This window comes from Buttiauxella agrestis (assembly GCF_900446255.1).
GTDB classification, from domain to species: domain Bacteria; phylum Pseudomonadota; class Gammaproteobacteria; order Enterobacterales; family Enterobacteriaceae; genus Buttiauxella; species Buttiauxella agrestis.
The window spans coordinates 196898-219152 of sequence record NZ_UIGI01000002.1; the positions used below are offsets into that span (position 1 = coordinate 196898).

A 22255-nucleotide genomic window follows, 5' to 3' on the forward strand; every position below is an offset into this window, starting at 1 on the left:
TCACGTCCTCCACTCTCTCAAAAGTTCTTTATGCTCAGAATGAGTTCGGTATTGATTTTTCCATAGGGTAGGAATTCCGACCTGCCACTGATATCGCTTAGGGATAATATTATTTACTAGCGTATAAGAGGCCATCTGGCGGTGCTCATCACTAAGCCAGTGCAGTTGACCCGGGTCAGGTGTATACACTGGCGAACTGAACCTGTAGGCCAGTCTGGAAAAATCAATAAAGTTAAAACTCCATGGCGTCCAGATCCGATACTCGTCTTTCACTCCTGTACTGTATACCGGGCAAGAGAGGAGGGTGTCGGTAAACTCTTCAACCATTTTCTGGCAGATGCCCGGGCTGTTGATATCAGCTGTATCTTTATCAATGTAAGGAAAAACTGCTTTATCAATAATCCGGTTAAACGCGCTGACGTACAAACAGGTCTGGTCGGGTAAAAATTCAATGCTGGAGAGCAAGCTCTTTTTTAACTCACTCAGGAAGGGTGAATCTTCAAAAGTAATTATCTGCTCATAATCGGTGCCGAGATGTTGTGGCTGCTCAATACGCTTTACCCCACTGAAAGTTACTTTTTCAGGAATTTCAATAAATGGTGACACTGATTTAGTCAGGTCTATAAAAGAGGGAAGCAGGTAGCCACCCAGAATCAGGTTGTTTTTTTGGACATGCTCTTTACGGTGTTCACATGGATCAAAGTCGATATTGAATGACACAACACTCTTGTCATTCGCTTCGGCCACTTCCTTGATCCATTCTTCAGATGGCCCATTGGTGACGGACCAATAGCAGTACTCTCGGTCGCCATATTTGTCTTTTAAAACGAGTTCGCCTTTTAACAGGAATAATTCAGAAAGTGTTTCTGATGCGCTGCGCAATAAACTTATGTCTCGCTCGATAAAGAAACGTGAAGACAGTTCCTGAACCTTTTTCTCTATTGTAGCTATACGGGACACGGCTACGCCAGAGGTGACATGCTGCAAACCCAGAGACTGGAAGCGTCTGTTAACCAGGCTCTTAAAACGTCTGGCGGGTTGGCATAATTGAAATAACTGCGAACGTGTCAAAACAACTTTGTCTGAATTCACTGTATTGTCCTTATGTACTTATCTATTTTTATTTTATTAATGTTTTCTCGCACGGTGAGTTTGTTCACTGGCGTAAAAATCATATCGGTCAGAGTTGTATTTCGTTTCATCTGGTTCTTAGGGATAGCTATAGGAATTTGTCCTACAATTTTCCGTCCATCCTGGAGGCGAGCCACGATATGATGCATAGGCATCTGACCGAGTAATTCTTTTGGAATCGTCTCTTCTCTGCTGGTGGACTTCCTTTCCGCCATAGCGCCAGTGAAGTTATTATGAGGCAAAGTTGTCTCGGCGCCGGTCGTATAAGTCACCTGATTTGAGCTTATAGAGCTTTTGCCAAAGTTATCGATGATAATTGTTTGGGTTGGGTTGTCGTTTACCCGAAGACTTATGTAGTTGTTACATAGACCGGTGATGCGATTCGCTGTTTCCTGGTCGGCAGCTGAAACAAAATCTGAGATTGTCTGAGTACAAACAAATAGAGCAATTTTTGCGGCTCGGCCCTGGGCGAGCAAACTGATCATTGCATTGTTGATAGCGGCATGGGCTTCGTCGATAAAGATACTGATTCGGGAATGCTGTGACATGTCACCGTCCCCCGTGTTGTATCTGCGGCCAGCACAAGCAGTCAGATCAGAAGTAATGAGCTGGGAAACAGCTTTTGCTGTATCTGGATTCGATAAGCCATCCAGAGAAATATATAAAACCCCTCCAGTGGTAAACATACCCTCACTGTTTATAACGTCTCTGTTACTGGCGGGGTATTCAGAGGGCGATAACAACTCATCAAGTGGGCTTTCGGTCAATTTAGCGAACAATGGCATTAATGACGCAGTCATTTTCGCCATATGCTCAGGTTCGCTGGTTGAATAACGAATAAGCTCACTGACTACGTCGATGCCATGGACTTTTTCAGACCCTTCATAATTCATAAAGTGGGCGATGTACCACTCATATAAACGCTTGAAGCGTTCTTTAAACGCGTCAGTACTTGAATAACGTACGATATCGACCCATTTGTCCTGACCGTAGTGTGCTGCATACATGCATTCCATCGCCTGTATAGCCAGGTTCTGAAGGGATTGAGGGCTCTGCATGTTTTTATAAATACTTTTTATTGAGGGTTTTTTGTTAGTTAAGCGGATTCCAGCGATAATTGATGAAACGAGAGATTCAGCAAACCGTACAAACGGGTTCTCTTCTCCAGGCACAATAATTAAGCTTAAAATTCGTGTCGTCAGGTCCGAAACGTTGACAAAACTGTTGCACACATCAATTGCACAAGAGGTTGATGGTTGGCCCGGGTGAAACTGGAAAAATGGCTTCCCCAGTTCCTTACATTCCAGCTCGAGTGCCTGCCGCCAGTCAGCATCGTTCTTGGGGTCAATAACAACAATCACATGACCAAGATGGAGCATTGACGAACTGAGCAACCTCAACAGAATGGTTTTACCTGTCCCAACGTTGCCGGTAATCAAGGTATGCCCATACCAGTTGTCTTCAGTCACGAATAAAGGTAGACGATCATCGACAGCAAATATGGCATTGTCGCCACCCATCTTCCTTGCCAGTGAGTCAAAATGCCGGGTAATCGGGTTCAAAACGAAAGGTAATTTTATTTCCCGTTTGTCGCTTGAAAGGTTGATGATTTGATAAACCCTGTCCCCATGCTCTGACCCCCATTCATAACCATCACATAGATAGGTCATTCTTGTAGGAAGCGATTTGTTTTCCTTGTGTGCGACTTCCTGAGCGATGCGAAAGTCTCTGTCATTAGAGAAAACGTCACTGTTGTTGATAGAGCGGAGATCATTGAGGGAGATAAATAAAAATTTTCTCTTAAACACGCGCCAGTGGGCATGGAAATACGGGGCCGCAGTCCAGACTCTGTAAATACACAGAAGGAAAAGCAACAGTGCTGAGTATTTCACGACCGGAGCCATTTGCGTACCATCTGCCTCATAGCCGACATACACCATGAATATGGGAGCGATAAACAAAACAATGGCACTTCGGTATTCCAGTAATGGACGATACAGATTTTCCTGAGCATGCAGATTGGTTCTTTTTGGGAGTGCCATTTATAGCTCCTGACTTTTCTCGATTTCGCTAATAATGTGTTCAAAGTGAAGGTCCGAGCGTTCCCCGGCCACAATTAATTCGGCAATGTTTATCTTGCTGCAAATCATAGTGACGGTTTTCTTTACCTTAACTTTGCAGGTTGGAAATTTGTTGAGGAGTTCAATGAGGGCTTTGTTATCGATTCGTCTGGTCCCAACATAAAGAGCACCTCCAAAAACGATAAGGGAGTGATAACTCACCACTGACTGTTTGGTCTGCTTCTTCGACGTGACTAGTGCCATAAACTCACCAGCAAGGTTTTCATAGTCCACTTCAAGGGGGGTTGAGTCAGACGTTATTTCGACCTGAACAGTGGAGGTTACATTCTGGGTAATGGGCTTATCAGTGGAATTCAGCGTCTTGCCACTATTTTTCTGCGTGTCGGGGGACGCTGCCTGCTCAGTTTGGTCTGGGTTCTTAGCCTGTTGCAATTGACCTGAATTTGTCACCAGCTCAGAGCTGCCTTTTCCCTGTTCTGTGAAGCCGAAAAGCGAATTTGATTCGGAGATCCGAGAAAAGATGCTGGTTAACTGCGGTTGGACTTGCAGTTTTTTAATCGGGGCGGTGACAACAGGCTCAACGGTCTGTGGTAGAGCTGGTGGTGTGAGTGTCTTATCTGGGGCAACTTGTTCGAGAACAATGACATCCTCGCCCTGATGCACATGCGAGTCCTCAATATCAGTTTCAGAATATGAGTTCACAACCTGTTCTATGCTGGTATTTATGGCATCTACGGAGTCATCATGTGGCGTTTGATGCAGCTCAGACAAGACTGATTGCTCCAGCTCCATGTACACATCATCTAAACATGACTCAAGATTCAGGCTTTCGTCCCAAAGATCCGGACCTTCAGATAAATAGGCTGGCGGTGAATCGTCATCCATCCCCGGATAATTTTCCGGAGGAAGTGGTAGAGGCTGATGGTCCGTTAAGTTTGGTTCTTCAGCCTCTTCATGACGTTCACTTAGTTCTACGGTCTGATAGAGGCCGGAATCAAGGAGAGACTTCAGTTTAGTGGTCCTGAGGTTTCGTCCACTCATCTGATATCCAGCAAAACTATCACCCAGCGCAATAATTGCGATATTGTTCTCGTCCCTGATGACCCACTGCCCATCAAACGAACCTTCCCGGAAGGTCTGCTGGAACAGCCCGGACTCGGCTAGATGGCTCTCTTCAGTTCCCGGGGCAAGTAAGATGATTTCACTTACGACTGCATATGGCACACCGTCCACCAGGCAGATGGCTGATTCGGGTATTTTGGTGGTAGTAAACAATTCTGTCAGAGCGTCAATTACGGACGTTTGCTGGACTAGTGCTTCATCTGGTTTAACTTGTGAATCATCAGTAATGTCCGGATACGGGGTTTTCTCTTCGTTATCCTCACGGGGTTGATCCACAGCAACTGAAGAGTCAGTGTTTGATTCTGCTGAATCCGATTTAACATTAACTGTCTCTGGTGAGATAACTTTTACAGAATCCGCTTTCTTTTGTGCAGCAGTTTCAAAACTGTCATTTACCGTAATGACCTCTTTGCGTCCAGGCATTGGGCGCAAGAATTCGGATACATTACGGAATTCATCAATAAGAATAAGGTCCCTGTTCTCATTAACCGAAAACAACCCCGGCACTGAGTCAGGAATAAAATAGGAGTCGAAAATTAGCCCAATCCATTTTACCTTTAATAGATTATAGAAGGGGACTTCGGCAATACCCGTGGCAAACATTTGTTGGACATCACTCTCCGTGTACTTTCCTGGCATAAAGTAATGAACAATTCGGGTGTCACTGTACGGTTCGATATAGCCGCGACGAATTAAAGCTTCAGTTAATGCCAGTCGTCCAACTTCGTCCTGCGGGAAGTTAAATTTGATTTCCTGAAACTCTTTAAGAATAAAATCAAGGAATGTTTGTTCGTTGAAGTAGACCTCACCATTGACGATGATGATGTGCATTGATTTTGACTGATAGTCGTTAATACCCAAATCTTTAAATTTATGTTTAACAGCGCTCATCGCTCGAGTAGCAGCATCAGTTGAGCGCAGACCAATAATCGGGTCGCGTATAACATTAAGGTCAGTCCCGGTGGAGTAATAATCCGCTCTTCTCACACATCGGGACAAAAAGTCATTAGCATTATTATATGAATTTAATGATGAGAGCATTCTGTCATAAATACGTTCTCTTGAGACTACTCCAAGAAAACGTAGGCAGGTGGGATTCAGTATTCTTTCAAGGAATACACTGGACCAGATATTGTGTTGATTAACCCTACGGACTCGCCAGTGAATTTCGTAGCTTTTAACGTTCTCGCTATTGCACCAGTCCAGTAAACTTTGTGCGGTTGGATTCCATGTGGTTGTCTTTAATGTGTCACTGCTCACTACATCAACATCATAAATTTTGCCTGCATCATGAACAAGGCCACATATAAATGCGGCATACAGGTATGCCTTTTTACGCTGAACCTCCTCATCCTGGTATCCAATGGGTGCCAGCTCTGAATCATAAGCCTGGATTAAAGATAAAAGGCCCACATCCAGACTGTGGGAGAAAAGCCCCCCAATACCATTGTGGTGATGATTCTCGGACGCAGGAAGTAAATGAACCCAGCGAATAAATTCGATCAGTGGTTTTGTAATGAGATTTGTAAAAGTAAATGCATCATCGCTGATGTCGTTATCGTCGATAGCAATACGCATAGAAATTTTTTTAAGTTTGTCGACATGCAATGACAAAATTGATTGCTCATTGAAGACAGTAATACCGCGAGGTTTAGACGGATATTCGACGAATTTTAAAACCTCTTCATTGGGGCATTTTGGGATCTTGTATTTCTCCGTGCCGTTTACATGAGAATAGGGCGACAAAGTGTCTTCGTTACCAGGACCGAAATTAGTAAATCTTCATCATACTCATCCAAAGACTTGTTGTTACGGACAAGCCCAATGGTCCAGTTCAAAAAACCTCTGAAGCCCATGTTAATTTATCCTTACTGATTAATTTCGTTTTCGATGTACTGCTGGACGCTTTTATACTTTTGTAGCTTCTCAATAAACTCGTCCGGTGAGTACTTACCTTCAACTCGATTTTTAACTCGAAGCGTCTTATTAATACGATCTATGGTGATAGTGATGCTTGTTAAAATATTATTAGTCATCATCTGGTATTGAGAGTGACTCACCAAACCGTAAAGGTTTTTTCTGTAGAGTTCGCCAACAGCGGTGTTCATATCAAAGATATAACGAATAAACTTCATCGTGTTGAGGTGATTGCAATTCAATGTGAATGAATCAAATGAAAACGGGGTGAACCGTACGGATTTGAAAAACGGGTCATTAGGGTCTTCAACCAACTCTTCAATATACTTGAGCAGTTCAATTCTAAGAACATTGTTTTCCTGATGCAGCGATTCAAACCAATCATCGATCATCTTGCTGAGCTCAGGAGTCCGGTTTGGTCTTACGGTGTGGGATAGGGTAGTAATTGCACGACTGACATTTTCGAGATCTTTAATGACCTGGTTTTCTTTCTTGCGCAGGTAATAGTTAAATTCAGGGGTGGTTGGAGTTAATAATAGAGTGACCATTCCCGGTGCATTACTTACATCGCGTGGAACTCTTTTTGTTGTAGCCGGTTTTTTTACTTGAACAGGATTTTTGGTACGTTCCAACTGTGATTGGTCAGTCATATACATTCCTTTTAGATTTATGCTTTATGAGTTTTACGGATTAAGCGGCCTACTTCAATGGATTGCTTATGTAGTAATTCCATCGTTTCTCTGAGAGGTTTAAGTTTTTCTTCAGCTTCAGAAATCATTTCCCATTCCCATTCCGCATGCTTTGGAAAACAAGAAACTCCATAATCACCGTTTTTCAGTGGCTTTACCCTTGCTGACATATGAAGAGTTGGGCGATTCTTCGCTGTTGGGCTGTAATTATTCCATTCGACAGTGTGTTTATTACCGCTCCCTATAATCGCTATCTTTGGTGCATAACTCCCAAGTACTTTCCATTTCTGGGTTTCTCCATGAGATGACCGTATTTCCTTTTTGTTACGGACCGTCCAGTCTGACCAATATTTGGTGCAGATCTCATTGGCCTGATCAACATAGACTTTGATCGCATCTGTCTGTGATTGCTGTAATTCAGTCAACACGTCTATTGATGTTTTCAGATTCATATCTCTCCCTCCCTCCAATGAACGTAACTGTACACGACCAACTCTCAGGTCAGATTTGGATAGAGGGGGGAAATTTGCGAATACCCTGGGCCGTTACAAATGTTCTGCACGTCTCATAGGCGGCGAGGGCGTCGTTTGGCACTCTGGTGCGTTACTGGGATGGCGGTGCGTTGAACTTTAGAGAGTCGCCATGAAAAAAAAGTAACTTTTTTTCCAAAGGTGCCGAAAACAGATTAATGAGATATATACCTGTCACACTTTTCTCGCGAAAGTGCCACAAGCCAGCCAATTACATGTGGCATTTTTGTTATAAAAGTGCCACAAGGACACTCATACCATGTGGCACTTTTATAGATTAAGTGCCACATGGTAAATTGCTTCAAATTTGATCAGTTAACACTGCCTGTGGCACTTTTAATTGAAAAGTGCCACAGGGTGCCGTATTAGCTTGTGGCACTTTTAAGGAAAAATGTGACATGCAGGCAAATTTCAATCATTAAGCAAATGTAAATTTTGTTTGCTTCTAGAAAAAAAGTGCTACATGATTTACAGTGTATTGTAAAAGTGCATCCCACTTTTTCGATGAAAGTGTTACATGATTAGTTCTCAGGAAATTACACAGCGTTTAGGCTTTCTACACTCAAACTAATACAAAAAAAGTTACTTTTCGGCTTTAGAACTCCTTCGGATCTGAGTTCCTTGTGCCCGATTCAAAAAAGTAATATGAGGGATGTTAAGTGTTCAATGAATCAGATCAGTATGTGAAGAATGCATTGATTCAAATTTTCCGCTCTGAAATTAATGTTATTCGATGCTACAGAGAGTTTATAAAAGCGCTCCCGCTTCACGGCTCCTCAATTTACCAGGCGGGAAGTAATCTTTTACTTAATCGTTTGCAACACGATAATTTCACACAGGCAATTGATGCTGCCTTTAGTGTCAGCAACCGGCCTGGCAGTTTATTAGTACCCCGCATTAAGGGGCGAGAGATTACATGGGCTCAGTTTATTGGGGCTCTTGTGAATGAAAATTCAAATTCCTTGCCTGATTATGATCCCGATTCAACTGATGAATCGATATATTATAAAGGCGAGAAAGTTACTTTTCTTAATGGCGAGATGGGTTCATTCGACCCAAACCAGGTGAAGAAGTACCGTACATTCATAATGAATGCGCAAAATGATTATTTGATGAATGTTAACTTTGCGGCAAGGCTGTTTCCTGAGTTCATCAGTATTTACTTCGGATTAAAGTCTGGAACTGTCAGCGACTTTCAAGATATTGGCGTTTCGTCACTTAGTTTACTTCAGGATTGTGTATTATTCCCTCGTGTAATTCATTTCAAATCGGAACCGTCAGAGGAGTCCCTGGCAACACCCGTTAAAGCTTCAGCATGGGCATATGAAGTGTTGGCTGATGTTAAACTTGGATATCTGAATGCAGATCTGATGGAACTACTTCGGTATGACACGCGATTTGCTAATAACAGACAGGATATTTTTACTTTGTTGTGCGATTCACAAAGTATGAGGGATTAACAATGGCAAAGTATACTTCTGATAAAGCAACCAGATTGTTTTATGCCGCCAAAACTCGTTCGCTGGGTGCAACCAAAAATACCATCCGCATTTTGCATGGTGGAATAATTGCAGAGGATCTCGAATACAGAGATGACTCTTTGGTTAAAATCAAGAAAGGATACCGTTCATGGATCAGGAAGTCTGAGAACAGAGCTGTTACTAACGCAGCTCTGGATATATCAGTGAACTACTTTGGGTTCAATCCTCTTAATCCTGAGGTGAGTCTTCGGAACATAAATTTTAATAAAGTCATCCTTGTTCTGGTCAATTTGGGGTATGGAAACTGTGTTCCTGAACTCAATAAACTCGTTGAGGTAATGATTTCCTTAAAAGAGATGGAAGAGCTCGATACATGCGCCTCTTGTAAGCGCCCCTATATTGTTCCAGTCACCAATGATACGCATTGTCCGCGATGCCGTTCTTTGACCATGAATTCTGCGATAACGCGCTATTCTAAAGAAACCATCAATTATGAAGAGCCAACTGCGGCAGTAAAACTTACCGTGGTAGATAATGACGAAGAGGGAGTTGAGTAATGATATTTGAGTTAGGGACGAACTTTGAATTTATGGAAGATTGAATTTTCACAACCCGGGTGGGTTAATGTTAATGTATTATCTTAACCTTGTAATATCTAAGGTAAATTAATTTACTGGTTCGTCTCTGTATAAGTCTTTAATCCTCATATTATTCTCCTTAAATTCTGCGTGTCTAATTCCCTGTCCTTTCCCAAACATAAGTTTGTCGATTAACAAAAATTTTAATGCTACTTACTTTGACAATCATTGTATTTAATCTGCCGCTTTTCACTGTTTATTGTCTGTAATGTTTAAAACAATACCAATGTAGAATGGTGCGGCTGGTTGTATAGACATTTCTGGATTCAAAAATTCTAACGAATTCACATTTTGACTGTGGTTAACAGATAACTTCGCCCCTCAATAAGTGGTGTGAATAGGGTGAGCTACGCACCTAAAAAGCACACCCTATACGAAAATTTCATTGCTTCCCCTATGCCATCATATGCCTACTGTTAACAGGAGTGTGGTGTATGAACTTAACAAGACGCATACCAACAAAGACTTTCGTATTACTAGCCTTGCTTACAACAAATGCACTTGCAGCTGTTGATGAGTCAAAAATTGAAGGCACACCATTTGTATCGGGGCAGTCTTTTAAGAAGGGTTTTTTCTGGTACGACGATACTTCTAAAAAGCCAATAGAAGAACAGGAAGAATTAAAGTCAGCCCCACCAGCTGCTCAGGATGTTCAACCGGAAAACGTTGATCTTAATTCTGCATGGCTTAAAGCAAGCATGCCAAAATTACTGACGCAGGCGATGGATAATCCTACTCCGGAGAATTTGTCCCGATATTATACCGCCCAGAGATTAATGCTGGATATCAGTACTCGTTTCTCAGATAAGTCAAAAGACTATTTTCTTAAAAATCCAATGATGTCTGAGAAGAGGCGTCAGCCAGTTGAAAAAGCTGCACTTGATGCGCACAGGGCTATAGTCGATAACAATCAGCAAACAGTGATGAAAGATATTTTTTCAAAATCTGGTTTGTTCTTCTTCTTTCAAAGTACCTGTCAATTTTGTCATGAAGAGAGCCAGATACTGACCTTCATGCAAAATTATTATTCCGCCGATATTCTTCCTGTTTCAATGGATGGCATGGGTCTCCATAACGGACTATTCCAAAACTTCACTGTTCCCAACGCTCAGATTATTGACCAGTTCAAAATACGTGAAGTTCCAACCCTTTATCTTGTTTCAAAAGATGGGCAGTCGGCACAAAGAATTAGCGAAGGGATGATTTCGGCTGAGGAGTTAAAGAACACCATTATCCTTGCCGCTAAGGGTATGAACCTTATTAATGATGCAGATTTCCAGTCAACACTTGATATTAAACGCCAGTATACGATTGGTGATGATGGAGTTATTTCTGTACCTAAAGCCGAACTGGATGCTGATCCTTATCTTCTACAGCGCATCATGGATAAAAAGCTGGAAGGGTATGACATGCCCACAGCAGATCCTGTTCATTACATGAATGCCGGGTTCGGTGTGCAGGGAGGCAATTATGGTCAGTAAACGCAGAGTCTGGAAACAAAAGTTACTTTTCACGTTTGTTGGTTTTGCTCTTACCGTGAGCAGCAACGTCTTCGCAGACAACTCCATGCGTAATATTTTTAACGGAATGATGGCAAAAACTGATCCGCGTAGCTTTGAATCAGCGACCCGTGTAGGTGTTGTTGGCGGTTCATTTTCTTACCGACAGGCAAATGTAAACACCAATCTGGTTTCTATGTCCTTCCCTAAAGCCGCAGTGGGATGTAATGGGGTTGATGTTTTTCTTGGCTCCTTCAGCATGATTAATGGAGACCAGCTAGTACAAGTTGCCAGGGGGATTGCCCAGGGTGCCGCAATTTATGCTTTCAACGTAGCTGTGTCAGCCATTTGTGCTGACTGTGCGGCCACCATTAACGACATACAGAATAAACTTCAGGCACTCAATAAATTCGCCAAAGACAGTTGTAACGCGACCTACTCATTTCTTGCTGAAAACCAGGGTACACCACAGACATTTGCAAACAGTATCAGTACCGGTCCGGGGGCTGTGCTCAACACGATAAACGGCCTGATTCCTGATTTCGGTTCTTCTATGACCAGTGCTCCCGAAAAAATTACTGCCCAGGCGAAAACGAAAGATCCCGAAGAATTTGCTGAAAAGTTTAGTGGAAACATTTTCTATATGGGATTCATGGAAATTGATAAAGGCACCATGGATATCGGAGGGGTCACTGAACTATCAGGCTATCGGCTCGCTGAGCAGTTAATGTCACTGGTCGGTACGTTGATTATTAACTGGGATAGTAAAGGTGAAAAGGCAGGGTTTGAAGTAAGGCCCTCCACGATGACGGTTACTGATTACATTTTCGGACCGGCGACTCCCGGGAATATCAAGATGTTGAAGTGTGCCCCGGCACCTGATCCATCAAGCGCAAGAAAAGCCCAATGTCTGACGATGAAAGAGGTGACTGATGGCAACTTTATTGGGCTTAAGCAAGAGATTGAAAAGCTTCTGCTTAATATCCAGACAAAAGTTCACAGTAACCAGACACTCTCAGAAGAAGATTACAGAATGCTTGGGTATATCGGACTTTCGAACATAGTTCCGTCATTCCAGACGTTCTCTATGGCTGAGGGTTACAGCTACATACAGGACATCAGTACTTATTCAGCCACAATGCTCGTTATCAATATGCTTCGGCAGGTATCGGCAAAGATGACGACTATGAAGCTCCCCAGCGATGCTTTGAGTTCTCATCAGGATGATATTCGCCGCTATGCAGATAAGCTTGATGAGCAGATAAAAGCAGCTTATGAAGTGTCCCGAGCTCAGACAGTAGATTCTAAAAGGGTTGTCGATTCGTGGGATGACAAGCTCTTAAAATCTATGTTGTGGCTCGACAGTGGTCGCAGAGGGTGAGGTGAACGATGGACTATAACATTTATACTCTTGGCGATATCGATTTTGTATGGTCGGCCTTTAACGGCATTGCTCTTATCTTTTCCCAGCATACAGGTGTGCGAGAGTTCATGACAACGGCCGCAGTTCTGGCTGCGGTGAACCTGTTTTACAAATCCTGGCTTTGGGTTCTCAATCCGCTCAAGAATGAAGTGCCGATCTTCAGCTGGCTTCTTGGCCTGGTGTTATTTTCTATAGCTATAACCCGGGTTGATGTGACCATTGAATCTGTGAAAACAGGAGAGGTCCGTGCTGTTGATGGGGTGCCTATCTTCATCGCCGCATCAGCAACGCTGACGACTAATCTGTCGCAGGGATTACTGCGTGATTACAAAATAGCCTTCGACCCGTTATCCCCCATCGATATGAATGCATCATCACTTAATGATGACATTACCCTTGGCCCGATGGTTAAGTTTGTTAAATTCATGCAGTGGGGGGGCGACTCACAGGGCTATTGCAGCCAGTTTCCTTCTCCGGATGCCTCTATTGGGACACTCAATCTGTGTAAGACTATTCAATCCATTGCAATGGACTGTCTGAAGTCATCCCAGAACTCGACGGCGACTATTGTCGGTAAAGAAAACATCTTTAACGATATCTACAGCAGCGATCTTGCAGAAAGTCTCGCCGCTATTTCTTCGGCTATTAGTACCGGCAACAAAAATGCCAGCGCCCGCCTTGTCGGTACGAACGGGTCCAAAACTAAGCCTTGCGCTGACGTTTGGTCTGACGTTTTAAGCATCAAGGACCGACCGGAAACCGTGAGCCTGATGCAAACTATTGCCCAGGTAAATGGGATCATGACCCCGGATGATGTCACCGGGGCTAACAGTGGCTTAGATTTTACCGCAGCCATGAAAGCTGCAAACGGCATTTACAGTCAAGCCATTGGTTCACATGACGTAATGATGGGGAACTTTGTTCTTAACAGCCTCAGTGTCGGTGAGCAACTATACAAAAGTGGTTTGGGCAGCGCGGCAGGTATGCAACTTTTCGAGGCTCAGGTTAAGCGTACCAACAGTATGGTTTCACAGGGGCAACTCTGGTTACAGTTGTCCGGTGCCGCGATTTCCTTCCTGGAGATGTTCTCATACATGGTGGCTCCCTTCGCATTGCTGATGTTGATAGCACTCGGGGGCAACGGGGTCGGTGCGGCCGCTAAATATCTGCAACTTATTATTTTCGTGAACATGTGGCCGATCACCGCCGTTCTGGTAAACGCGTATATCAAAAAGGTACTTACTGCTGACCTTGATACATGGTCAACTTTAAACAGTCAGAACAGTGTTGTCACCTGGATGGGACAACCTGGATTGTATGAAACCTACAGCTCCTATCTTTCCGTTGCGTCAGGTCTATACGCTCTCATACCGGTACTGACACTTTTCCTGATGACGCAAAGTATTCATCCGATGATGAATGCCACTAAAGGGGTTACTCCTGATGCACCTGTCAATAACGGGCATCTGACACCACAGGTCTGGTCTTCCCCAGATGCCGGTAAATCGTCATTCGGGGATGTGCAGCAAGTGGCCGATGTTTCAACGGGCAGAGGCATGGGAACCAGCGGTGGATTCAGTAGTTATACCGCACCGCGTGTTGGCACCTGGGCTACCGGCGAGGCTTCGCAACAGGCGCAGGGGATGAGTGCCACTCAATCGCATTCACAGTTGAAATCTGATACCCAGTCGTTCAACCAGTCAATGAGTAATTTGCGTGAGCAAATGGCCTCTGGTAGCACAAACAGCCAAAGTTCACAGACTATGGCAAACACCATGAGTATGGTGGAAAAGCTGTCATCTCAGGTCGCAAACGCTGTTAGCAAAGACACTTCTCTCGGTCAGGAGCAAGTTAAAGGAATGGTATCGCAAATAGCGCTCCAGGGAGCGCTCTCTGCGGGTACGGATGGGATGAAATCTATGCTTGGCTCTTTGGTCTCCGGCAAGGGGACGATTAATAGCTTGCTCCAGTCATCAGATACAAATCAGCAAAAACTGGGGCAATCTCTCAAGGACGCATTTACCAATACACTGTCTAACAACAGCGGGCTTGATGAGGGGATCACTAAAGGGATGTCCAGCCTCAAATCTTCAGGTTACCTGGAGAGCAACTCGATGAAAGAAGCCTTTGGCTCGGTAATGCAGTCTGGACAAAGTCTGATTAACAGCGCGACGGCTGCGGTTTCCACTGAAGGGAAAATGTCCAGTTCCAGCGGAATGGATTACAAACAGACAGTTAATCTCGATAACGTTTCAGACTCACTGAAGCAGAGTAAATTTACCGATGATGCAGTGCGCGATTACGCAAGTAAGAGTGGACTGGATGCCAATGCCTTTATGGATAAATTTAATTCGCATTTCGATACCTTTAGTAAGAGTAACACGATGGGGGATGATCAGAACCGCCGTGATGCACTGGTATCAACCATGCGTGATTTTGGTAATGACCTGATGAAGTTTGATGCAACTAGCGGGGAAACCCCGGCACAAAGTCAACAGGATTTCCGTCAGTCACAGGCTTTACTGCAAAATCTTGTAACGGATTTTGGGGCAAACGAGCAGATGTTAAGCCCGGCAATTCGTCAGATGGCTGCAATGGCCGGAGATGCAACCCCTGCTAACTTTATTGCGAATACGCAAGGACAACAATCACCAGTCAATACTTCCAATGTACCTACTCAGGGGCAAGTCCAGTCCGGTGGTCAGGCAATATCTGGAAATGTTGAAAATGGGATGGCTGGACAACGAGCTGAAGCATCACAGACTCCTCAAGGAACCGTGAATGGGGTGAGTGCGGCAGGACTGACACGTGAATCTGGGTCCGCCGCCGTTACTGGGGTTCATAGTGAAAATCAGAAGGCGGTAATGTCACCGTCTGAAAGGGCAGCATTAAGCCAGGCCGACGAAAAGGGCGTACCGATGACTACGGCGAAAGTAGACAAGCTTGCTGCTGAAAACCAGAATCTTAGTGGTAAACAAGCAGTATTCACGGAAGCAGGTAATGCTGCATTTGGCGCTACCCCTCCACAAATAGTCACCGGGCCTGTCAGAGAAACAATGGCCGCTCTGAAAGTTGGCAACGATTTGTTTGGTGATGCAGACAAGGAAGTTAATCGTATTCAAAATTCTGACATGACTCCTGAGCAAAAACGAACTGAATTGGGGGTTCGGGCTGCGGCCAACTTACACCTGGCAAATAATCAGGATGGTTCAGAACGTAATGAGTCCAGGCATAACGCTGAAGTTTATCGGAACGCGCTTAAAGATGAAGGCGTCAACTGGAGCATGGATCAGATTCAAAATATGTCACGTCAAGCTTCGGGGTATAACAAGGGAGCCACGAGCCTGGACGATGTGGTTAATGCCAATCTCGGCACCCCATCTGTGTCTTCTCAAGCCAAAACGGTTCTGCCTGGTTCAGCCCCGGTTGCAACTGATATCGACAGGAATGCCGCAGATACACTCATCAGGAACACGCAAAACTCGGGAGGGGTTGTCAATACTGCTGGGGCTGCGCTAATGACGGGTAAGCAATTCGTTGCAAACACAATGAATGATGCGGGGTTAGGAGGTAGTTTACGTGCATTTGAAGGTTGGGGGATGATCAATACACCACAATCCACCATAACCGAGAACCTTCAGGCCGGAGCTATTCCTAATGACCTTGGTGGAAAAGTGTCGGCAATGATGATAGTGAATGATGCAGTACAAACCAATGAAGGAAATCCGGCTCTGGCAAGTGGAGCACTGGATCGGCATGAATTGCAGCTTTCCACTATCAACCAGGCAATTTATCAACAAATGAGTGATTCTAAGGAGTTTGGGCCTGAAAAAGCAGAAGAATTCAGGAATTTTGCTCAGTCAAATTTGAATGATTCAAGCCTGAGCTACGGTGAGCGTTCGGACCGGTATAATAACTGGGTCAACGAAAACCGCTCTTCAAAGTAAAAGTTAAGACAGAAACTAAAGGCTGTGGCACGTGCTACAGCCTTTTTTTTAAAAAAAAAGTTACTTTTCTCATCCAGCTGTCGCTCGGGAGACGAATTCTACGGACTGCACCAGCCGGGTAACGTACTGACGACGAGACCCATGCGTATTGCTGTATATCGAATGGTCAAACACCGGGGGCGATTACTGATTCACGGCGACATTACACAAGGGGCAGGGCAGGTGTTCTTGAGTGCTGAATCTTCTGATCCAGCACTCAAGACGATCAGAGTGATTTCCGGGTCGGATTGCCGAAAAGAAAAATACTTACTGAATCTTATTTAGCATCCACTTCAGATGGTATCGCCATGTTGTTGGCGATATGCCCGTTGTACTGAGGAGCGGGGTGTTGCGTCCACTGGTAAAGCTCATGCATTCCATTTCTTTGCTGGATTCGACGGTTGTACCTTTCCATAAATTTGAAAATGTACCGCGCTCTGACTTTGGGGGTCTTACTGTTGTAATCGCCAATACCTTCGAAAACATTGCCTTGCCGGTCGACTATTTTTCTCCACAACCACCAGGTGCCCACCCAGAAACTTGCACAAGCATCATACGCCAGCACTTTCCAGGTAACCGTGGGGAAATTACTTTTTATTTCGGGCAGATTTGAAGAGTTAATTTGCATCGGGCCGATATCGTAAGAACCGTTTGTGTTCCTGACGAACGAGCCGACTTTACCGCCTTCATTATCGAATAGCGTAAATACGAGTTCTGAATCTATCCCGAAGTACCGTGACGCATCATTAACACACTGGTTTCTGATTTCCGTTGGAACAGGGATCGGCATTGGTCTCACATCATCAGCTGGTGGTATGAACATAATCGTGGCTCCGGGCTAATTATTTCCTCGATATATTCTCCCACACATAAACTCTGTAACTTTTCGCTTAGAACCAAATATTGGGGCCTTTAGCGAAACAGGAGGTGATTAGCGGCATGGTAATATCAGTGCTCAAATTAAAGGGGGGAGAATGAACAAAAAAGTTTTGGCTGGGTTGATATTTGCACTGTGTGGATTAGCGCCCTTGATTGCGAAGTCGACAGAAGTTTCAGTGCTGTCAGAAAATGCCCTTCAAAAGTTGAAGGATGTTGGCCTCACTATTGAGCATACCGAACCCTCACCTGTATCGGGGATCTTCACAGTCGTATCGCAACAAGGCGTCAGCTATGTTGATAAAGAAGGTGATTACATATTTACGGGGAGCCTGTTTAAAGTGAATGGTAAGGATGTGGAAAATACGACAGAGCAAGCCGTTTTAAAAGGCGTCCGCAGTTTTGTCGACCGGACAAAAGTCATTGAGTACAAATCACCTCAGGAAAAATATTCACTGGCAATATTCACCGATATAACGTGTGGTTTTTGTCAGAAACTCCACCACGATATTGATAGTTATCAGAAGGCCGGTATCACAATTAAATTCCTTGCATTCCCACGAGCGGGTCTTAATTCAGTTGTCGCAAATAATATGGCAAAAATCTGGTGTGCAGCTGATCCTGCCAAAGCTTTGACGGATGCGATGAACTCTTCAAACCTGCCCGAAGGACGGCCTGATGATAAATGTTCCGACATCATCAAGTCTCACTACCAGATTGCCTCCACGATCCCATTACAGGGCACCCCAACTATGGTGACGTTGTCCGGAAAGCCCCAGGTTTTTACCGGCTGGTTGAGTCCGGACAGTATTGTTAAACAGATGGAAGCATCCGCTAAATAATTGCAGTTCAACAAAGAGGTTTTCATGAAAAATATTTGCCTTACTGTGGCATTACTTTTAAGTGTTGGTTCTCATCCCGTGTTTGCATCCGGATGTACCGGCCCTGGCTGTTCGGCATCTCTGACCGGAAAGCCGAAACTGACCCTCATATCTTCAAACAGCGCAGAGAAAGGCTCCATGCAATCGCTGTTCAGCCAGTTAGGGACTCAGGAAACTAAAAAGCTAAAAGTGAATAACGACAGTCAGCGCAAAGCCCCGGGCAGTAGTTCTTCAGTGGGTGCTGATGAAGCAGCTCCTGTCAGGAAATACATTGCTATCGAACCGGAGATTGTTCAGTCCCCAATTCTGCTGCAACCCGTGACCGGTGCTGAGCGGTTTGTGTGAATAAATGGAAAAACTGCGGTGTGTTGCGGCTCAACGTTTGTCGGTATCTCATTGAGCCAGGCACACCAACAGGGGAGATTCGATGAGCTGGACTGATGAGATTCTGCTGAAAGCGTGTGGTGTACCTGACCGTGAATACCTGAAAATCCCGGTTATTAATTATCTCTATCAGCTTAAACTTAAGGAAAGTAAATTACTTCTGAGCATTTTCATTATCTGGTGCGTGATGACTGTCACAGCGGTCTGTTTCATTGATATAGGCATAATGCTAAACCTGTTGTTTTTAGTTATTCAGATGGCAGTGTTTATCTTTCTGCTTATGCGATTGCAGTTCCTGAGACCTCAAAGAGAGGTCGATAGCGCCACTTATCAACTTGTTGTGCAATTCCCGCAACTATCAGAAGCGGAGAAAAATCAATTCCAGACGCTCTATCTCATCAAGAATACTGCAATCGTCATGAATGATTTGTATCTCCTTCATGAATTTAACAAAAGTAATTAATTCCAGGGGACCACGGCCACATAATTTCCCGACCGTAACGGACTGTCGATTTTACTCAAAACAGCCGCGACCATGGCACTGTATGCCTGTTGGTCAGATTGAACCGGCGCATTACTCTGCATGTCAATTTTAACAATGTCTTTCCCCGGCGTTCCTTTCGTCTGAATCCGGACTGTCATACTGCGGAAAAAGTAACTTTTTTGCTGCTCGTTGACTCCAATGAACCCTTCAACCGGTTGATAGGAATAATTCGTATGGGTTTTACCATTCGCTGTTTTGCTGGTGGACTTGTTATCAACTACATACCCAATTACACCTGTGACTGGTACTGACTCAATAATGACATTCTCGCGGCGGTCTGAATAATTAAACAATAACGTAAACATGCTATCGGGCGCATTCACTCTGAAGCCCCCTTTAATTAAACCATCACTAATCATGCTCGCCAGATATCGGGATTGAATCGAATCATCAGGAGGAATTACCGCAACTGTTTTATTGGCAACGGGGCGCTCAAGCAGATCATACGCATCAACCTGAGTTGAAAAGTGATAACCGCATCCAGATAAAAAAAGACTGAGCTAATTAATAACGTGCGTTTCATTAAACCCCTCAAATATCGCCCATTAGCGTGAATTCCATAGAGACCGGCTCAGTATAATGGAAACCTACAAAATCCTAACAAGTTAAAAAACGCTAAGGTAAAGGCATGCAAAAATCATCACTCTTAAAACCCATCGCAATGGTTGTTGCTTCAGCCATTATCGCAACTGCGGCATCAGTTTACATATCTGCGAATTATTTTAAGCCTCAGCACTACACGAAAGATGAAATAGGGAAGGTGGCTGCTGAGTTCCTGGTACAACATCCCGATTATCTTCTGAAAGCGGGAGAGGCTCTCGAAACTAATAAAGTGAGTGCTTCAATTCAGGCGTTGATCCCATTTGCACCTGCTTTGTTTGAGACAGCTGCAACACCAAGCATCGGGCCTGCTGACGCTGATGTCGCTGTTATTGAGTTTTTCGATTACCTTTGCCATTACTGTCAGCAGGTTACACCTGTTGTTGAACAAAGTTTCGACCAAAGTAAAGGAGTGAAATTCTTCTTCAAGGAGTTCCCAATCTTCGCCGGGAGTAAACCGGTTTCCGGTATGTCTTCAGCTACGGGGTTGTACATATTTAAGAAATACGGGGCAGAAGCCTATCACAAATTCCATAATAATCTGATGGCGGTAACCGGTACATTTTTACGTAGTCAAAAAACATTTACTGAAAATGACCTGAAAATGGTAATTGATAAATCTGGCTTCGAAGTCTCTATGACTGACGATGACAAAAAATATTTTGAAGAGATTATCTCTATCAATATGCAGTTGGGCGAAAAGCTGGGTATTAATGGCACTCCAGGGTTCATTATCATGAACATGAAAAACCCTACTGCATTGACGACTACCTTTATACCGGGTGCGACAGACCTCTCTACTTTACAAGCAGCTATCAGCAAAGCCCGAGGCCAATAATGATACAGAAACGAACTCTGACAGATGAAGAAGTGGCGTTATTAAAACATAATGAGTGGATCACCATTATTTATAACGATGCAAAGCGCGTGACTTGCCGTTTTCTTGGGCTGGATGCGGGTGTCATTCAATTTGGTGCTATGGGTTGGGACGATGCGATTGATCTGAACCAGGTAACGGTCGAGCGTATGGCCCACGATTAATAGCTCTGTGCAGAATGCTTCTTACCAGAGGCATTCTGCACAACAGTTGAATCGTTATTATTAATATACAAGGACTGATTTCCAATTGTCAGCGGGTCTGGAGGTGAACAAGCCCATACGCGGACTCACATCTGTCCTTTTATAATCTCTACCATAAGTGAGCCAACCCACCCCAATCCTGCTAAAGCACATATGATAATTAGTCGTAGGAATAAGACTGATTTTTTGGATATCATTTTATTTGCCCATATTTTGCATAATATCACCTTCCACTAGTATTTGACTCATGGTATCAAGACTGACTTCATATTTCTAGTACTGGATGGAAATACCTGACTGTCCAAAGTGGCTCTGAGATTATGCGGTGGAATGTGAAAGGACGCTGTACGGCTTCAGCGTAAATAATTATGGATAGTAATACTGGTGTATCTATGAACTACCAGAGAATACCTCTTTGCCACATAGTGTTCAGATATGTCCGCTGAGCCTCGCTCAATAATTTACTGTCCATATAACTTCGGTGTGATACTGGAATTACATTGATTTTATTTTGTTGCTGTAGGGCCTATTAGGAATTTCTACATGCGTGTTAGCATTGTTTTAGATGGTTAAGTGCTGTTTAATTTTAAGCTAACTCAATCATCGCATCATTTATTCCGTATGAGTGAACGGTAAGAATTCAGGGTTTATTAGATAATTGATAAGGTGCAAGCATGGAAAGTATGGAGTCAAAATTAACAAAAGCGAAGATGGAATCCTGCGGGTGGCAACTAAAGGAATATCCGAAAGTTAATCTTAATGATTCTTATATGGTTTACTTTCGAGACTTTCGTACTGATACATTGACTGTCATGGCACTTCAGAAGGTTGCGTTTTCTGATTTCAAGGTGAACCACAAATTACCTATTAGTAATCTCGTGGAAAAGTTAACGCCATTGCTTAATAAGCTGCATAATGGAAATGGGCTGACTGAGGGGGAGGTTGACGAGATTAATCCAGTCCTAATACATTATATCAAAAAAACTCAAACGTTTTTTAAATGGAAGAACACCTTTGGCGGACGCACCAGAGCGCACTTTATCATTAACATCTATAAAGACAATCAGGCGGGAGGGGAATATCTGATCTTAAGGCCAGTACTGATAGGCTCTGCGGAAGAAATTATTATTGCTGATGACGTCACACAGATGACGGATGAAATATATTACCTAGACAGAGAGAGAAATAAAAGCTGGTTTCGGTGATTAATCAAAAATAAGTTAGGTTAACCTCGGGTGATTATTGCTCCGGGGTTTACGTTTTCAATGCGCCTTATTATGCGCAGCGTTGATCTGAAAATTAGATTGCTAATTTAGCTTCCTCAATCTTGCTTGCTATCCTTTGGCTTGAATTCGGTATTAGAGTCTATGTTATCGGCATGTTTTAAGATGAG

General features: G+C 43.8%; 18 protein-coding genes. 11 read left to right on the forward strand and 7 right to left on the reverse strand.

Features of this window, described 5'->3' with window-relative positions; genetic code table 11:
• The 5 genes from DY231_RS24625 to mobI all read right to left on the reverse strand — a co-directional run bounded on the left by DY231_RS24625 (position 1) and on the right by mobI (position 7392).
• Complete coding sequence (locus DY231_RS24625) at positions 1 to 1092, reverse strand: hypothetical protein (protein ID WP_115632119.1); 1092 nt, start codon at positions 1090 to 1092, stop codon at positions 1 to 3.
• Entirely contained in the window at positions 1089 to 3173 is a 2085-nt protein-coding gene (gene traD / locus DY231_RS24630) for a conjugative transfer system coupling protein TraD (protein WP_115632120.1), read from the reverse strand. The genes DY231_RS24625 and traD overlap by 4 nt, the downstream gene beginning before the upstream one ends.
• The gene (mobH, locus tag DY231_RS24635) at positions 3174 to 6080 is read right to left on the reverse strand and encodes a MobH family relaxase (protein ID WP_115632121.1); all 2907 of its coding nucleotides are present in this window, start codon (positions 6078 to 6080) and stop codon (positions 3174 to 3176) included.
• A 122-nt stretch (positions 6081 to 6202) separates the two neighbouring features.
• Positions 6203 to 6901: a hypothetical protein gene (locus tag DY231_RS24640; protein WP_115632122.1), complete on the reverse strand. Its 699-nt coding sequence runs from the start codon at positions 6899 to 6901 to the stop codon at positions 6203 to 6205.
• 17 nt (positions 6902 to 6918) lie between these two features.
• On the reverse strand, positions 6919 to 7392 hold the full coding sequence (mobI, locus tag DY231_RS24645) for a conjugative transfer protein MobI(A/C) (protein ID WP_115632123.1): 474 nt from the start codon (positions 7390 to 7392) through the stop codon (positions 6919 to 6921).
• A 737-nt stretch (positions 7393 to 8129) separates the two neighbouring features.
• On the opposite strand from mobI, the gene DY231_RS24650 reads away from it, so the two are divergent.
• The 5 genes from DY231_RS24650 (at position 8130) to DY231_RS24670 (ending at position 16458) form a co-directional block, all read left to right on the forward strand.
• On the forward strand, positions 8130 to 8930 hold the full coding sequence (locus DY231_RS24650; protein ID WP_115632124.1) for a trhR: 801 nt from the start codon (positions 8130 to 8132) through the stop codon (positions 8928 to 8930).
• A gap of 2 nt (positions 8931 to 8932) precedes the next feature.
• Positions 8933 to 9508: a hypothetical protein gene (locus tag DY231_RS24655; protein WP_256682735.1), complete on the forward strand. Its 576-nt coding sequence runs from the start codon at positions 8933 to 8935 to the stop codon at positions 9506 to 9508.
• A gap of 515 nt (positions 9509 to 10023) precedes the next feature.
• A complete protein-coding gene (traF, locus tag DY231_RS24660; protein ID WP_115632125.1) occupies positions 10024 to 11070 on the forward strand; it encodes a conjugal transfer protein TraF in 1047 nt (348 codons plus the stop codon).
• Positions 11060 to 12469: a conjugal transfer protein TraH gene (locus DY231_RS24665; protein WP_115632126.1), complete on the forward strand. Its 1410-nt coding sequence runs from the start codon at positions 11060 to 11062 to the stop codon at positions 12467 to 12469. The genes traF and DY231_RS24665 overlap by 11 nt, the downstream gene beginning before the upstream one ends.
• Before the next feature lie 8 nt (positions 12470 to 12477).
• Entirely contained in the window at positions 12478 to 16458 is a 3981-nt protein-coding gene (locus DY231_RS24670; protein WP_115632127.1) for a conjugal transfer protein TraG N-terminal domain-containing protein, read from the forward strand.
• 316 nt (positions 16459 to 16774) lie between these two features.
• On the opposite strand, the gene DY231_RS24675 is transcribed toward DY231_RS24670, so the two are convergent.
• Entirely contained in the window at positions 16775 to 17320 is a 546-nt protein-coding gene (locus DY231_RS24675; protein ID WP_115632128.1) for a lytic transglycosylase domain-containing protein, read from the reverse strand.
• Positions 17321 to 17471: 151 nt separating this feature from the next.
• On the opposite strand from DY231_RS24675, the gene DY231_RS24680 reads away from it, so the two are divergent.
• From DY231_RS24680 to DY231_RS24690, 3 genes are all read left to right on the forward strand, one after another.
• Entirely contained in the window at positions 17472 to 18215 is a 744-nt protein-coding gene (locus DY231_RS24680) for a thioredoxin fold domain-containing protein (RefSeq protein WP_115632129.1), read from the forward strand.
• 24 nt (positions 18216 to 18239) lie between these two features.
• A complete protein-coding gene (locus DY231_RS24685; RefSeq protein ID WP_134187422.1) occupies positions 18240 to 18599 on the forward strand; it encodes a hypothetical protein in 360 nt (119 codons plus the stop codon).
• An 82-nt stretch (positions 18600 to 18681) separates the two neighbouring features.
• On the forward strand, positions 18682 to 19101 hold the full coding sequence (locus tag DY231_RS24690) for a hypothetical protein (RefSeq protein WP_115632131.1): 420 nt from the start codon (positions 18682 to 18684) through the stop codon (positions 19099 to 19101).
• Here DY231_RS24690 and DY231_RS25495 read toward each other — a convergent pair.
• Entirely contained in the window at positions 19098 to 19541 is a 444-nt protein-coding gene (locus DY231_RS25495; protein ID WP_256682736.1) for a hypothetical protein, read from the reverse strand. The two genes, DY231_RS24690 and DY231_RS25495, sit on opposite strands and share 4 nt — an antisense overlap.
• A gap of 269 nt (positions 19542 to 19810) precedes the next feature.
• On the opposite strand from DY231_RS25495, the gene DY231_RS24700 reads away from it, so the two are divergent.
• The 3 genes from DY231_RS24700 to DY231_RS24710 all read left to right on the forward strand — a co-directional run bounded on the left by DY231_RS24700 (position 19811) and on the right by DY231_RS24710 (position 22067).
• Complete coding sequence (locus DY231_RS24700; RefSeq protein WP_115632132.1) at positions 19811 to 20620, forward strand: DsbA family protein; 810 nt, start codon at positions 19811 to 19813, stop codon at positions 20618 to 20620.
• Complete coding sequence (locus tag DY231_RS24705; protein ID WP_115632133.1) at positions 20620 to 20823, forward strand: hypothetical protein; 204 nt, start codon at positions 20620 to 20622, stop codon at positions 20821 to 20823. Before DY231_RS24700 ends, DY231_RS24705 begins: the two co-directional genes overlap by 1 nt.
• Before the next feature lie 713 nt (positions 20824 to 21536).
• On the forward strand, positions 21537 to 22067 hold the full coding sequence (locus DY231_RS24710; protein ID WP_115632134.1) for a hypothetical protein: 531 nt from the start codon (positions 21537 to 21539) through the stop codon (positions 22065 to 22067).
• Positions 22068 to 22255: the final 188 nt, after the last annotated feature.